This window comes from Ruegeria sp. CDSA246 (genome assembly GCF_059611225.1).
Genome location: NZ_JBXWPD010000012.1, coordinates 1 through 14,053, shown reverse-complemented (window position 1 = coordinate 14,053; position 14,053 = coordinate 1). Strand labels below are relative to the sequence as shown.

Sequence of the window (14,053 nt, the reverse complement as noted above, 5' to 3'; positions counted from 1 at the left end):
GACCAATGAAGGTTTTGACCGTGTCCCTCGCTCAATTCATACGTCCATTCCGCAGCTCCGAAGACGGCGCGATCCTGGTCTTTGTTGCGGTGGCCCTGTCGGTCATGGTCGGTATGGCCGCCCTTGCATTCGACATTGGTCGGGTGACCACCACACAGTCGGAATTGCAGAGCTTTGCGGACAATGTTGCCCTTGCGGCTGCGGGGGAGCTTGATGGTCGCCCGGATTCAATCACCCGCGCCACAAATGCGGCTGCAAACATGATCCGCGACCGTCAAAGCTTTGGCGTTCGGAACAAGGATCAGCTGTTGTCCGGCGCAACGGATTACCAGTTGCGGTTTTATGAAAACCCGCCGACCACTGCGACTGATCCAGCTCAACCCGCGCAACTGCTGGATTCGACCGATCCGGTCAGCGGACCGAATGCTGCATTCGTTCGGGTGACTGTCGATACGCACGAGGTTGGTACTCCGCTCGCAGCGGCAGCGGCGGCTTTGTTGGGCAATGCGCAGCCCTTCTCCAGCGTCAATGCCGAGGCTGTGGCAGGGTTCACCCTGATGGCCTGCGACATCACCCCCATGTTCATCTGCCTGCCGCAACCTAGCCTCGATCTGACCGAGGGCCAATTGATTAGGATGGTAAGTCAGGGCGGCAATGGCCATTGGGGTCCCGGAAACTTTGGTTTTCTGTCTTCTAATCAGAATCTGGCCATCGACGCGTCTGGTGCCTGCGAACCTGCACCAAACGGTCAGGAAGATTCTTGTGCTCTGGCCGCGTCGCGCGCTGTTTCCATGTGCTTCAGCCAAAGAGGCGTTGAAACCAGACCGGGTCTGAGCGTGGGTAACATGATCGCGGGCTTTAACACACGCTTCGACCAGTTTGAATCCAGCGCCAAACAGTTCAGTAACGGTTCGCGCTACGACGTCGACAATTTTGCCTCTTCTCCGCATGTCTTAGACGGTTGGATCACTTCGGGCAATGGAAACAACTGTACCAGCCAGCCGTCGCCTAGCTATGATTCAAACGGTGCCCTTGATCCGGCCGCGACCGTTGGTTTGCCGCTTGACGATTGTTTTGCCAGTGGCACTTGCCCGACGCCTCGTATTGGCAATGGCGTATTCACTGCTGGTCTTACCGAATATCTGACCATCAACTATGGCGCAGATTTCAGCGGCCCTCTCCCAACCGGTATTCCGCCATGGTTCCCGACTGGTGGCACCCGCTACGACATCTACAATGCTGAAGTCACCAACCAGGCCGCTCTGGAAGCTATCCTGACCGCTGGTGGTAAAGCTGAAAGCAGCATGCCTTCGTGCCAACCCGCGTCAGCCGGTCGTGCAGATCCTACGCGCCGTGTCATCACCGTCGCCGGTATCGATTGCGCAACTTTTGCGGACGAGCTTAACGGCGGATCGGGCACCATTCCGGTCACCAGTTTTATCGAGATGTTTCTGATCCGCCCCTCTGAATCCGGCAGCACCGGTGCCAACGCGGTCATCTATGGTGAAGTCATTCAGACCGTTTCGGACGGCATTGGCGGCGCCGGAGTCGGCGGTATCGTTCACGATCTGGTTCAGCTGTACGAGTAATGATCATGTTTGGTGCATCCCGTCATATCAGAAAGACCCTCATCCGGTTCCGCAATGACCAGTTCGGCGCGGCGTTGGTCGAATTCGCGATCCTTTTACCGATCCTGTTGGTGACATTTGCCCTGATCGTCGAAGGGGGGCGGATTTTCTGGTCCTATCAAAATGCGATCACGGGGGTTCGGGACACTGCCCGTTATGTTGGCCGGATCGCCCCGTCGGACCTGTGCACTGCCTCGCCAAGCGCTGCTATCGGCGATTTTCAAACCGCCGTCTCAAATACACTGACGTCGCTTTCGACCACTGACATTGCTGTTGGTCTGGACTCTCTGTCCCTCGAATGCGTTGGCAACGCAGGTGAATACCGCGTTTCGCCCACACCGGTTGCCGTACTGACCGCGTCACTGACAATTTCAAATCTGCCATTTACGCCCGTGTTCCAATTGGTTGGAGGCTCGGCAACGGCGCAGATCCAAACCACGATCACAGATCGCAGCCGGGTGTTTGGACCATGATCCGCCGCATTCAAAAGATAACCCGCGAAATGTCGCGACTTGGCCGTCAGGAAGATGGGTCGACGGTCACTGAGCTTGCCTTTGTCCTGCCGTTGTTCCTTTTGATTTTCCTGGGCTTGATAGATTTCGGCAGATTGGCCTTCCACTATGTGGCTGCTGAAAAAACAGCACAGGTCGCCGCTCGGATGGCTGCAGTGATGCCACCCGCATGTGGCGGTGTTCCGACAACCAACAGCCGAGGCACCTATACCGATATCACCGGCCCGCGGTTCGGAACCAATTGCAGTTTCGCTGCTGGCGTCTGTGTCGAACCGGCCACCACCATATGCACCGGTGCGGCCCCCGCGAATGCAGCTGCCCAGACCACCGTGACCGACATCTGGAACATGCTTCAGTTTGCCGTTCCCAACGATCCCACCGCAACTTTTGACGAAAGCAACATCACGTTCACTTACAACTTCGACCCGGAAATGAATTTCCTGGGTGGCCCCTATGTACCGATGGTCACAGTGACAATCGAAGAGCTTCCGTTCCGGTTTGTCTCTCCGTTGGGTTCGATCGCAGCGCTGGTTTTGGGCGGTTCCACGCCGCAAACCGATGCGCTGACCACCGCGACAACGGGCTTCAAGATATTTTCCGACTTTACCGCAACCCTTCCTGGCGAAGACCTCGCCAGCGGAGTCAACGGTTGAATTTCTAACCATGGGAGCTGCAAAATGACTCAAAAATCATTAGCCCTTATCTCTGATAATGAGGCGATTAAGAATTCAGTCGCCCAGGCCGTCGACCGGCTCGACGATCTTTCGCTCGAGACGCACTCCGGAACATTGTCTTCGGTAAACGGCCGCGCCTGTGATCTGATGAGTGAAAATGACCTGCTGGTGTTCAGCTTTTCAGGTGAATTGGATCTGGAGACTGTCAGCGATCTTCGTCGTAACGCCGGTCCCCGCGGCACCCTGCTGGCACTTAGCGACCGTGACATCTCATTGACCGAGGTGCGCGCGATGAACAATTCGGGTGTCGATGAGATTTTGCCCTATCCCATCGGGCAGGACGAACTGGCTGAGCAGATCCAACGTCTGACGGTCGACAAATCTTTGTTGCCCACCATTTATGCGCCGCAACCGCAGCGATTGGGACAGATCATCAGCGTATGTCCGGCCCGCGGTGGCATCGGTGCGTCAACGCTGTCTATTAATCTGGCCGACCAGTTGCAGGGATATTCCGGTATCTTTCGGAAAAAGACACAAAACAAGGTCGCTGTCGTCGATCTGGATTTGCAATTTGGCACCGTGGCAACGTCCTTGGACTTGCAGCCTTCCTCGGGGCTTCTGAGAATGGCTCAAAACGGGGTCATGCCGGACCGGACGTTCCTTCAACAATCTCTGGTGCAACATGCATCCGGCTTGGAAGTCCTGAGCGCTCCCGAAGAATTAATTCCTCTGGATGTTCTGACACGCGAACAGATCAGCGCGCTGATCGAGAACCTGCGTCTGGAATTCGACTTTGTCGTCATTGATCTTCCACGCGTACTGGTCGATTGGCTGGGTGCGGTTGTTACCGCGTCGGACCGGATGCTCATGGTGGGCGACAGCTCGGTTTCTTCAGTGCGCCAGTCCTGCCGTTTGATCGAATTCTTCACAAAAGAGCGGCTCGAACCTCCGGTTGAGATCGTCATCAGCCAAGAAACGAAACCGACATTCCGGTCAAGCCAACATGTTGAAGCCCAAAAGGTGCTGGAACGCGAATTGCGGTTCTGGCTTCCCAGCGACGCGCGACACGCAAAGCAGGCGCTGGATCGGGGTCAGTTGCTGTCGCAGGCCTCAGGCAGTTGTGCCCTGTCCAAGGCGATCCGCTCGGTGGGTCGAAAAATCATAAATGAAACGATGGTCGGAAAAGCCGACCTGAGAAACAACGCAGCCTAATTGGAGTCTAAGGGATGTTTGAAAAGTTTACGCGCGCCGGACGAACCAATGAGGCCGAAGTTATCCAGCTGAATCAACGTGCCGAACCGCAGGCCCAGGACATTCAGCCAGACACTGCCGCCGAAGATACAGAACTGGCAGATTGGCTTGAGCTCAAAAGCACTTTGCACGAGGCTTTGCTGGAACGCTTGAACCTTGCAGTGATCGAAAAGGTTGAAAAAGACGTGCTGCGGCGCGAAGTCGCCGGGGTTGTCGGCAGCGCTTTATCCCAAGCGGGCAAGCCACTGAATACCGAAGACTTCAACCGCATCGTCGAAGAACTTCTGGACGAAATTCTGGGGCTTGGCCCGTTGGAGCCATTGCTGGCTGATCCAACTATCAATGACATTCTGGTTAACGGTTATCAGACGGTCTATGTCGAACGCTCTGGCCTGCTGGAACGCGTGCCGGTGCGGTTCCGGGATGAAAAGCACCTGTTGCGTGTTATCGACAAGATCGTCAGCAAGATCGGCCGACGCGTGGATGAGCGCCAGCCTTGGGTGGATGCCCGGCTGGAAGATGGCAGCCGTGTAAACGCAATCATCCGCCCGTGTTCGATTGACGGCCCCAGTGTTTCAATTCGAAAATTCGCCCAGTCGAAACTGACAATGAAAAAGCTGGTTGCAAATGGCGCTCTGAACGATGCCGCCGCACGGTTCTTGCAATCGCTGGTATTTGCGCGCCTGAATGTCCTGATTGCAGGCGGGACGGGGTCGGGTAAGACAACGATGTTGAACGCCCTGTCTTCGTATATCAACCATGGCGAGCGTGTCGTCACCATTGAAGACGCAGCCGAACTGCAACTCCAGCAGGAGCATGTTGTGCGACTGGAAACACGCCCGCCATCCCCGTCCGGCGACGGCCAGGTAATTCAGCGTGATCTGGTGCGAAACGCGCTGCGTATGCGCCCCGACAGGATCATTGTCGGTGAGGTTCGCGGAGCGGAGACCTTCGACATGCTTCAAGCCATGAATACGGGTCATGATGGCTCGATGACGACTGTACATGCAAACTCGGCGCGCGATTCATTGGGCCGTCTGGAGCAGATGGTCACGATGACGGGTATCGAATTTCCCGCCGCAGCCATTCGATCCCAGATCGCGTCGGGGTTACACTTTATTGTGCATCTGTCGCGGTTGGCGGATGGGTCGCGCCGCGTCACCAGCATTTCGGAAATAACCGGGATGGAAGGTGAGATCATCACCATGCAAGACATCTTCGTGTTCCAGAAGAAAGGCCGCGCGGAAAGCGGCGAGGTGCTTGGTAAGTTTGTTCCCACTGGGATTCGCCCGAAATGCTATGACATGCTCACAGCCGCTGGCGTCGATCTCGAACCCGAGACCTTCCGAGTATCAGGAGGCTGAGGCATGACCAGTATTAACACAGCCGAACTTCTTAACTATCTGACGCTCGCTTGCGTCTTCGTCGGAATTTTCATGCTGGTTACCGGTGTGTTCCACTTTGCCCGTCGCAGTGAAAACCACTCCGAGGCCCGCAACCGCCGAATGCGCATGGTCCGGCAAGGCGTTACCGATGAAGATCGGCTCGCCTTGCTGCTTCCCGAGACCCAGACAGGTTTTTTTGCGAAGATCCCTTTTTTTGGGAACTTGCCGGATACGCTAGTTCAGGCGGGGCTGCATGTTTCAGCGAAGAATTTTGTGCTGCTTTGCCTGTTTGGTACCTTGGCGATCGCAACCGCCGGTATGATGTTTCTGCCGCCTTGGCAGACGGCCCCGATCGCACTCGTCCTGGGTGTGGTCATGCCGGCTTTGGTGGTGAAATCGCGGCAGGCTGAACGCCAAAAAGCTTTGACCAGCCAGTTGCCCGATGCGCTAGAGTTGATGGCGCGTGGCCTGAAAATTGGCCACCCGGTCAACACCTCGATCAAAGCCGTCGCGGACGAGATGCAAGACCCTATCGGGTCCGAGTTCGGCATCATTTTCGACCAGATCAGTTTTGGCGACGAATTGCCCGACGCGGTTCAGGACTTTGCTGACCGGGTCGGTTCGGAAGATGCACAGTACCTGGCGGCAAGCATGGCAATCCAACACGGCACTGGTGGCGATCTGGAGCGGATCGTGTCCGTTCTGGCTACCGTGGTCAGACGGCGCATTGCATTGCGTGCGCGGATCAAGGCCATTTCCGCAGAAGGGCGCCTGTCCGGGTTTCTTTTGTCGATCATTCCGCTGGTGATCATGGGGGTAATGTCGATCAACGCACCGGGATATTACACCGATATCAGTGACGATCCCGCATTCATCAAACTTGCAGTGCTGGTTGTCGTTCTGATGGTCTCGAACGTCATCATCCTGCACAAACTCGTCAATTTCCGTATCTGAGGGCAGTTTCATGGAATATATGCTGGAAATCATGTCGCTTCGTTTCGGTCTGCCAGCCGAAACAATTCTGCTGACCATCTTTGGCCTCGGCGTTTTGCTGGTGTTCGTTGCTGTAACCTCGGCGTTAAGCCGCCGCCATCCCGCGGCCGTCCGCATCGCCAAACTGCGCGCCCAAAGATATGGGGCCCGCAACGACCGTGGACTGTTGCGGGAAACCATTGCTACACCAAAAGGCCTTTTTAGAGCAGCGCTACCCAGCAAAGAGTCTGAGCGGCGCAAGATTGAGGATCAGCTTATTCAAGCCGGGTTGACCGGCCGGAATGCCCTGCGGATCTATACGCTGACGCGGGTTTGGTTTGGGATTTTCGTGCCGATGATTGTGGGTCTGCTCATTGTTGCCTCAAGAACTCCTGGCATTCCAGTTCCCAGCGCGATTACGGACATTTTTGAATCCATCAGCAAAGCCAACGCCATACAGCTTATCGGTTTGCTGACGGCCGTCGGATATTTTCTACCCGCAGCCTGGCTGAAGCGTCGCCGTAAGGAGCGTCAGCAACGTATCCGCGACGCGTTTCCAAATGCCCTCGACCTGTTGCAGATTTCGCTTCACGCCGGTTTAGGCTTCGATGCAGCTATGACCCGGGTCGGAAACGAACTGGCGCTGGCCTCCCCTGATCTGGCCTTTGAGTTTCTGAACACACAACACGAGATTCAGGCTGGGCGTCCCCGCGCAACCGCGCTGTCTGACATGGCGCGGCGTACAGGGGTTGATGAAATCCAGTCATTTGCCACAGTCGTCCAGCAATCCATTCGTTATGGAACGAGCATGTCCGAAGCCCTGACCACCTATGCATCTGAAATGCGGGATTCCCGCGAAACCAGGGCGCAGGAACTGGCAAATCAGTTACCGGTAAAGATGTCCGCCGTTCTGGCTGCGCTGATGCTGCCGACGCTGATCATCATCACCGCCGCACCTTCGATGATTCGATACTTCCGGGGCTTTGGGGCGTGAATTTGTGCCCGGTTCCACATCAATAACGTGTTCAAACAGGCCGTGTTTCCAAAAGGAGAACAAACAGAATACTTGTTGCGAACCTTTTTGCCCGCTTTAGGGAAGTATGACTAAGCTTATATGCAGTTAAGTGGAGTCCGGCCACGCAAAAAAAATCGAGACACAATCGACGGGTGGGGGCGTTTGTCGAAAGGGTTGATCGGGTTTCGGTCAGTATTAAACGGTATGAATGGTATGTTTTCGGCGCATCGTTTCGCGCCAGATGCAATGGCACCGACTTCAGAACTTCTTAGGGTCGTGGCGGTCCTTTGCCAGGCCTCTCAGGGGAAAGTTCCACTGCTAAACGCACTGCGTGAAACGGCTCGCGCAATTGACGCGGAAGTGGTTGCAATCAGCCGGGTCGACCTGCAAGGCAATCAGAATTCGGCAAAAGTGGTGAGCTACGACGCCAATCACAAGACGCCGGACAGTTTCAGCGGTTTCGACTTCTGCATCGCGCCTGCCATCTGCGGCAACAACATGAGCCGGGCCAAACTGGGGTCGGCTTGGTTCGGCGACCTCGATGACCTTTCCGAATATGAACATCTGTCAGAGTTCTATGCGTTCCGCAGATTTTACGAGTCCGTTTCCATTTTGCTGGAAAGGCAAAATGGTGTCGCCGACTTTCTGGAATTGCATTTCAGCCACCCCATCTCTTCGGCCGTGGTAGATATTCTGAGCGTTCTGGGCCATGTTCTGTCGGATTGCTGGAAGAAAAGATCTCTTGGTCGGTTTTCCGAAGCGAAGCTGAAAAACACGCGCCGAAAGCTTATCAAGAAAGAACCAAAAAGCATTTTGTCTTTGGACAACCCTTGTCGGCTGAGTCGCTCGGAATATCGGGTTTGCCTGTTATTGGCGCGGGGATTAAACAACAATGCCTTGTTGTCCGAGTTGTCGATTTCAATTTCGACACTGCGTACACATCTTCGCAATATCTACGTGAAAACAGAAACGTCATCTCAACCCGAATTGATTCATGATTTGCTGACCCCGATGGTCAAGCGCCAATCGCCGACTGCAGGTAGCGAAAATGTCGCCTGAAGTCGCGCAGCTCGCCCCTTTGATCGTCATTACTCCGCTTTTGGCCGCAATGGCATGGAATGACCTGAAGAACCTCAGGATATCCAATAAGCTGGTGCTGATGATGCTCGCCGCTTTTGTCCTCTCCGCGCCCGTGTTTCTATCGTTGCACGAGACGGTGTACCGCGCGGTCTTCGGCGTTGGCGTTTTTGTCGTTGGTTTTCTTGGTTTCACGCTACGCCTGTGGGGTGGAGGGGACGTAAAGGCAATCGCCGCGCTGACATTGTTTGTGCCCAGCTACTTTCTTTTGCTGTTCTTTTACACTTTCACCCTGTCCATGGCCGTGGGCATGCTGTTTGTGATCACAAGCCGCTCGATAATTGGATTTCCGGAATGCCGCTGGCTCGCATTGCGACCAAAAGCCAGCTATCCGATGGGTGTATCGATAGCCATGTCGGGTGTATTATTGCCCTTGGTTGCGATGGGTTTGGGGTAGTACTATCCAAGATAGTTTTAGGCCGAATAGCCAATAAATAACGGTTGCTGGAGTGCTAGGGCAGAACGGAAGGCCATTAGGTTACTGTCGTAGCAGATGGCAACGTGTCTCCAATCTTTGAACTGGCCAAACATGATCTGGGGTGGTGTGGTGAGCACCACATCGCTTTATGAACTGTGAGGAAAATTCATTTTAGCGGTTTTCAGGTTGTTGGCGACAGCGCTTAGGCCAGAAAGATGTTGGGGTTGATCCGACAAACAGCACCGTGTTGGAGCCGAATGATCGCTTAGCGATAGGAAGGCTCTCCAATTTGCGCCTGCAGAGAATGTCCGGTTGCCGTCCAAATTGATCAATGCTGCGTAGCGAACCAGTGTCCAGTTTGGGCTCTAAGCCGTCGTTCGCTAAATCGCGACAAGTGTCTGCTGTGCGAACTTTTCCGCCTTTCGCCTGTTCGGAATCAAATACCGCAGGCAGCCCAAACCAGACATGCCACAGTAACACGCGGGACGGGCACTGCCGTTCTTTGCAGTCGCAAAGTAATTCATGGGAAACTCAAAAAGCGGCCATTCAGGTTCAGTATGACGATCTCGACGATCCCGCGGCCGCACCTATGCCTCCGAAGCGCCCTGTAGAATGGTCAGTCTATTGTAGGGTCTGTTCAGCGAGGAAAAACCGACGTCACCTCAGTTTTATTAAAGCCTAACAAAGCCTTAGGTAGTACAGGAGTAGACATCAACGTTTACGGATAAGCAGAGGGCGTTGCATCTCACAAACGCACCTTAATCTGTTTTTCGGGCAGTGCGAAAAGCGATCATGGTTAAGTCATCCAAACGTTCTTCATTCGTACTATGATCTTGGTAAGCGCCGTGAATAGCCGACAATAGATCTTCCGAACACGACCACTCTTCCTGTTCGAATACAGATACAACTTTCTGGAAGCCAAAAGCCAAACGTTTTTCTCCACCTAATTGATCAATCAACCCATCAGTTGAAATAAAAAAATCTGCTATTTGATCCATTTGAACTTCGTGTTCCAAGAATTTTGGACCAATTGGAGTATCCACATACCCAATGCTCAGCTTATCGCCTCGGATTCGGTCAATTCCAGTCTTGGATTTGACCAAAAGAGACATGTGCGCGCCTGCAAACGTCGCAACCCCTTTTGCTGAATCGATCTGGCATATCGCAGCGTCCATGCCGTCGTTAGAAGTCCCGTTTGCAGTATCCTGATTTAAAAGTGCACGCGTCAAGTCGCTCAACTTGGACAGCGCCAGTGACGGGCTAAGCGTTTCATTTTCGAAGTAGAGCCGCTCGAGTGTAGCGATTGCCAACATGGTCATGAAGCCTCCGGGAACGCCATGTCCAGTACAGTCAATTACGGCGAGCGTCGTAATTGGGCCATCCGTTTTGATCCAGTAGATGTCCCCACCAACCAAATCGCGTGGTTCCCATATGACAGCGAAATCAGCAAAGGCGGCCTTGCACTGGCTTGTCGTGGGCAGCAAACCCTGCTGAATTCGCGTGGCATAGTTTACGCTTGCGACGATCTGGTGGTGCGCCTCGCGGATTTCATTGACACGTTCAACCTCGCGATCCAGCATTGAGTTATAGCTTTGAACAACCTTGCCAATCTCATCTTCTGACTCGTATGGGACAATTTGAGGGTCATCGTATCGCTCGAACTTTTCAATGGCTTTCAACATTTGGCCGAGAGGTCTGTTGATGAGCCAAAGAAATGCAGCAGCGCCTGCTAAGATGAGCGCAAATCCCCCGAGAACTCCAAGAAGGACCACAACCCCCACTTCTGTCCTTAACTCATCGTTCAAGATCGCCTGATCAATTCGGGCCAACATCGTTGTCGGCCCTGCGGCCGTCGGAACAGAAACGACGATGTCTAAACCAGGTTTTTTTATCTTGTCGCATCCTATAGCAGGCCAGGAAACCAAGGTTTCTGAGCTTTGCTCTAACCTCTGTTCGGCGCAAATAACGTAAGGAAAACCCGAATAGACAGCCAGCAGGCTCGTTGCTTGCACAAGACTTCCTGCTTCAACCAATTCAGCCAACGGACGCGCGATCCGATTGGCAATCGTTGCAACTTCCGCGGCAACCTGATCCGTTTGAGCTTGCTTTTTGAATTCATAGTAAAAAAGAAGCACAATGGCATTTAACACGCCTCCGAGCAGGAGCGTCGCCAGAATATGCTTCAGAAATATTCGGCGCTTCAAAGATGTCCAGAGTTTACGCACTAAATGCCTCTATAGTGTCCGGCATCTAGTTCCCGATGTTCTTCATCGCGGCCTGAAGAGCGCCACGATTGTTGACGATCATCTGTACAACTTTGTAATCCCCGGAAACTTCACGCACAAGAAAGTCCGCCGTCACGGTATCGCCATCTTCGGTTATCATTTCAGAGCAGACGAAATAGTCACTTCCCGCAAGAAGAACCATGGGATGAACATTCGCAGGGTAAACGGTTTCAAACGCGTTGGTGGTCGTGTCCAGATACGTGTAAGAACCGTCGACCATTACCCCATCGACATGCGAAATCATGGCGGATTGGAGCTTTGCCTTGATCTCTGTTGGAATGTCGGCGGCTGTAGCCGGGTCGGACGATATTACTACGGCAACCACACACAATAGCCTAATCATATAAACCTCCCCACTAACAACACTGCACAATTGATACACTGAAAATGCATAAATGTGTATCTTATGATATTAAGACCTGAATTGAACTTGGTGCCACCCAAGCATGACCAAGGGGAACAGATGCTTGCAAGCGAAGTCTATGATCTACGCGCCAACCTGCGCCGACAAGGTGTTGTCTTTGCATACAGTGGTTATGTAACCGAAGGTATCCTCAGTGGTGTTGGCGATGCGTTAAAGCAGAAATTAGTGTCTGAAGATGCTGACACAAAAACTCTCCGAAGCGTTTTCGCTGTTTTCGTAGAGCAAATGCAGAACATCATCAGATATTCAGTCGAACGGCTATCAGCCGACGGTGAGACCGAGGTACTGGATATAAGTTACGGCATCGTGACCATAGGAAATGAGGCCAACGGCTATGTCGTTCATGCGGGCAATCTGATCCTTTTGAGTGACGTAGACAACATGCGAAAACGACTTTCCGAACTACGCGCCATGAATCGTGAGGAGCTTAGGGCTGCGTACAAAGGCCAACTCCGGTCAGAAACTGACGCCGTCAGCAATAATGCAGGTATCGGGTTAATTGAAATTGCGCGTCGAGCGTCAAGGCCAATCGAGTTTGATTTTATGCGGATTGACGATCAGCACGCATTCTTCGCACTCAAAGCGACGATTTAAGAGGGTACGAATGCAGAAAATTGATATCCCAGCAACAAACCGCACCCCGGCCGTGGCGTTCGATTTTGACGTTGGCCACCTCAAACTGATTGGGGAATCCTACCCTGAGGATGTTACGACGTTTTACAACCCGTTGTTTGATGCTTTGAAAAGTTGGTTGTCGGATGGTTTAATGTCCAAATGTCGTTTTGACTTTGAACTCATCTATTTCAATTCGTCCAGCGCCAAGGCCATCATGATGATCATGGAGCTTTTGGATTCCGCTGCTGAGGCGGGGAATAGAGTTGACGTCTATTGGTTTCACGACCCCGAAGACGCGACCATGGAAGAACTTGGGGAGGAGTTTGGGGAAGACCTGAAACATGCCAAGTTCACACTGGAAAAGTTGTCGGATCGATGACTATCGACGATCTCTTTGTTCGCGAGAATGAGGCTTTGGAAGTCGCGGAAGCAGCTATAAACAGTGGACAGTTTCCGAATGATGAAACACGCAAATCAATTGAAAACCTTGTCGGAGAATACAGAAAGCTGCTCAGAACCACGCGGCGCATGATGCGATTGAGTGATCGTAACGAGCGGGAACTGAATGCATTAGCCGAAAAACAGCGCATCGCCGCCGAAGAGGTTGCCCAAAAGAACCAAGAGCTGGAGGCATTGTCAGGAAAGCTTGCCAAATACTTATCGCCTCAAGTCTACAACTCGATCTTTTCCGGTCGCCAAGAAGTTAAACTCGCGAGTAAGCGAAAAAAGCTGACAGTGTTTTTCTCGGACGTCGCCGGCTTCACAGAGCTTACGGATCAGATGGAGTCGGAAGATTTAACAGAACTCCTGAACAGCTACCTGACCGAAATGGCGGAAGTCGCTCTGAACCACGGTGCGACGATAGATAAGTTTATCGGGGACGCAATCCTTGTTTTCTTTGGAGACCCGGAGACTAAAGGGGTGCGGGAAGATGCTTTGGCATGTGTGAGAATGGCAATTGCAATGCGAGACAAGTTGACAGAGTTGCGGGCAAAATGGATTCGTCATGGAATAAGGCAACATTTACAATGCCGTATAGGTATCAATACAGGCTTTTGTACGGTTGGGAATTTTGGAAGTGACGACCGAATGGATTACACTATTATCGGCGGCTCTGTGAACGTGGCATCAAGGTTGGAGCATCAGGCCGAGGAAGGAGAGATTTACATCTCGTACGAAACCTGGGCGCACGTGAACCACGAAATAGAGACCGAAGAAGTTGGAGCTATCCAAGTCAAAGGCGTGGCTCAACCTGTCATGACATACCGTGTCTTGGGTCAAAAGAAATCGAGACCGTGCGCAGAAAAAGTAGTATATGAAAACCCGAATTTTCAAATGGTGTTGGACCCGAGCTCGATGACACCAGAAGAACGCGCCGCAAGCTTAGAGATACTTAAAACGGCTCTTGCATCACTCCGCAAAAACTAACACTGAGGTCTCGCAGCCAGTGTTTGAACGTGTCTCAGAAAATTCCCACGAATTCTCAAGAATTGTTCCATGCCGTGGACAAGGTCAGTTTTGTTCATACATCTGAATTAGATGTAACCTGCCTCAAAGGTAGCTTCGCCCGCGGACTGTGAGCTCACCCAACCCAAAAGATTGCTCTTGCAGCGGACGGCTGCAATGCGATCTGCGACCGCAGAATAAAGACCTACCCTTGTGTCCGTCGTCAGGGATTTTGGGACAGATGGCGCTCTGATCTAAGAGAGGATGTGGCTCATCTGGTTGGTTTGATTA

The 14,053-nt window shown here is 52.9% G+C and carries 14 protein-coding genes and 1 pseudogene; 12 read left to right on the top strand and 3 right to left on the bottom strand.

Annotated elements, in window-relative coordinates:
- Positions 1-5 precede the first annotated feature (5 nt).
- From AC2FI9_RS15925 to AC2FI9_RS15885, 9 genes are all read left to right on the top strand, one after another.
- Positions 6-1,589 carry a pilus assembly protein TadG-related protein gene (locus AC2FI9_RS15925; protein ID WP_496768979.1) on the top strand — a complete coding sequence of 528 codons (1,584 nt, stop codon included), beginning with the start codon at positions 6-8 and terminating at the stop codon, positions 1,587-1,589.
- A 5-nt stretch (positions 1,590-1,594) separates the two neighbouring features.
- Positions 1,595-2,101 carry a TadE/TadG family type IV pilus assembly protein gene (locus tag AC2FI9_RS15920; RefSeq protein ID WP_496768977.1) on the top strand — a complete coding sequence of 169 codons (507 nt, stop codon included), beginning with the start codon at positions 1,595-1,597 and terminating at the stop codon, positions 2,099-2,101.
- On the top strand, positions 2,098-2,793 hold the full coding sequence (locus AC2FI9_RS15915; protein WP_496768976.1) for a TadE/TadG family type IV pilus assembly protein: 696 nt from the start codon (positions 2,098-2,100) through the stop codon (positions 2,791-2,793). The genes AC2FI9_RS15920 and AC2FI9_RS15915 overlap by 4 nt, the downstream gene beginning before the upstream one ends.
- Positions 2,794-2,817: 24 nt before the next feature.
- The gene (locus AC2FI9_RS15910) at positions 2,818-4,026 is read left to right on the top strand and encodes a CpaE/TadZ family protein (protein WP_496724153.1); all 1,209 of its coding nucleotides are present in this window, start codon (positions 2,818-2,820) and stop codon (positions 4,024-4,026) included.
- Between the two features lie 14 nt (positions 4,027-4,040).
- On the top strand, positions 4,041-5,429 hold the full coding sequence (locus tag AC2FI9_RS15905) for a TadA family conjugal transfer-associated ATPase (RefSeq protein ID WP_496738143.1): 1,389 nt from the start codon (positions 4,041-4,043) through the stop codon (positions 5,427-5,429).
- Between the two features lie 3 nt (positions 5,430-5,432).
- Entirely contained in the window at positions 5,433-6,404 is a 972-nt protein-coding gene (locus AC2FI9_RS15900) for a type II secretion system F family protein (RefSeq protein WP_496768974.1), read from the top strand.
- Between the two features lie 10 nt (positions 6,405-6,414).
- Complete coding sequence (locus AC2FI9_RS15895; protein WP_496768972.1) at positions 6,415-7,416, top strand: type II secretion system F family protein; 1,002 nt, start codon at positions 6,415-6,417, stop codon at positions 7,414-7,416.
- Between the two features lie 267 nt (positions 7,417-7,683).
- Positions 7,684-8,496 (top strand): helix-turn-helix transcriptional regulator, encoded by an 813-nt coding sequence (locus tag AC2FI9_RS15890; RefSeq protein WP_496768970.1) that lies wholly within the window; start codon positions 7,684-7,686, stop codon positions 8,494-8,496.
- Complete coding sequence (locus AC2FI9_RS15885; RefSeq protein ID WP_496724163.1) at positions 8,486-8,971, top strand: prepilin peptidase; 486 nt, start codon at positions 8,486-8,488, stop codon at positions 8,969-8,971. The genes AC2FI9_RS15890 and AC2FI9_RS15885 overlap by 11 nt, the downstream gene beginning before the upstream one ends.
- Positions 8,972-8,998: 27 nt before the next feature.
- Here AC2FI9_RS15885 and AC2FI9_RS15880 read toward each other — a convergent pair.
- From AC2FI9_RS15880 to AC2FI9_RS15870, 3 genes and pseudogenes are all read right to left on the bottom strand, one after another.
- Positions 8,999-9,111, bottom strand: a pseudogene (locus AC2FI9_RS15880) (IS5/IS1182 family transposase); the annotation flags it as partial.
- 639 nt (positions 9,112-9,750) lie between these two features.
- On the bottom strand, positions 9,751-11,217 hold the full coding sequence (locus AC2FI9_RS15875) for a SpoIIE family protein phosphatase (protein ID WP_496768967.1): 1,467 nt from the start codon (positions 11,215-11,217) through the stop codon (positions 9,751-9,753).
- A gap of 25 nt (positions 11,218-11,242) precedes the next feature.
- Positions 11,243-11,620 (bottom strand): hypothetical protein, encoded by a 378-nt coding sequence (locus tag AC2FI9_RS15870; RefSeq protein ID WP_496768965.1) that lies wholly within the window; start codon positions 11,618-11,620, stop codon positions 11,243-11,245.
- A 120-nt stretch (positions 11,621-11,740) separates the two neighbouring features.
- On the opposite strand from AC2FI9_RS15870, the gene AC2FI9_RS15865 reads away from it, so the two are divergent.
- Genes AC2FI9_RS15865 through AC2FI9_RS15855 form a run of 3 tightly spaced genes read left to right on the top strand, consistent with a single transcriptional unit; the run spans position 11,741 to position 13,744 of the window.
- On the top strand, positions 11,741-12,295 hold the full coding sequence (locus AC2FI9_RS15865; protein WP_496768963.1) for a SiaB family protein kinase: 555 nt from the start codon (positions 11,741-11,743) through the stop codon (positions 12,293-12,295).
- A 10-nt stretch (positions 12,296-12,305) separates the two neighbouring features.
- A complete protein-coding gene (locus AC2FI9_RS15860) occupies positions 12,306-12,695 on the top strand; it encodes a DUF1987 domain-containing protein (protein WP_496768961.1) in 390 nt (129 codons plus the stop codon).
- On the top strand, positions 12,692-13,744 hold the full coding sequence (locus AC2FI9_RS15855) for an adenylate/guanylate cyclase domain-containing protein (protein WP_496768959.1): 1,053 nt from the start codon (positions 12,692-12,694) through the stop codon (positions 13,742-13,744). Before AC2FI9_RS15860 ends, AC2FI9_RS15855 begins: the two co-directional genes overlap by 4 nt.
- The last annotated feature ends 309 nt before the right edge of the window (positions 13,745-14,053 follow it).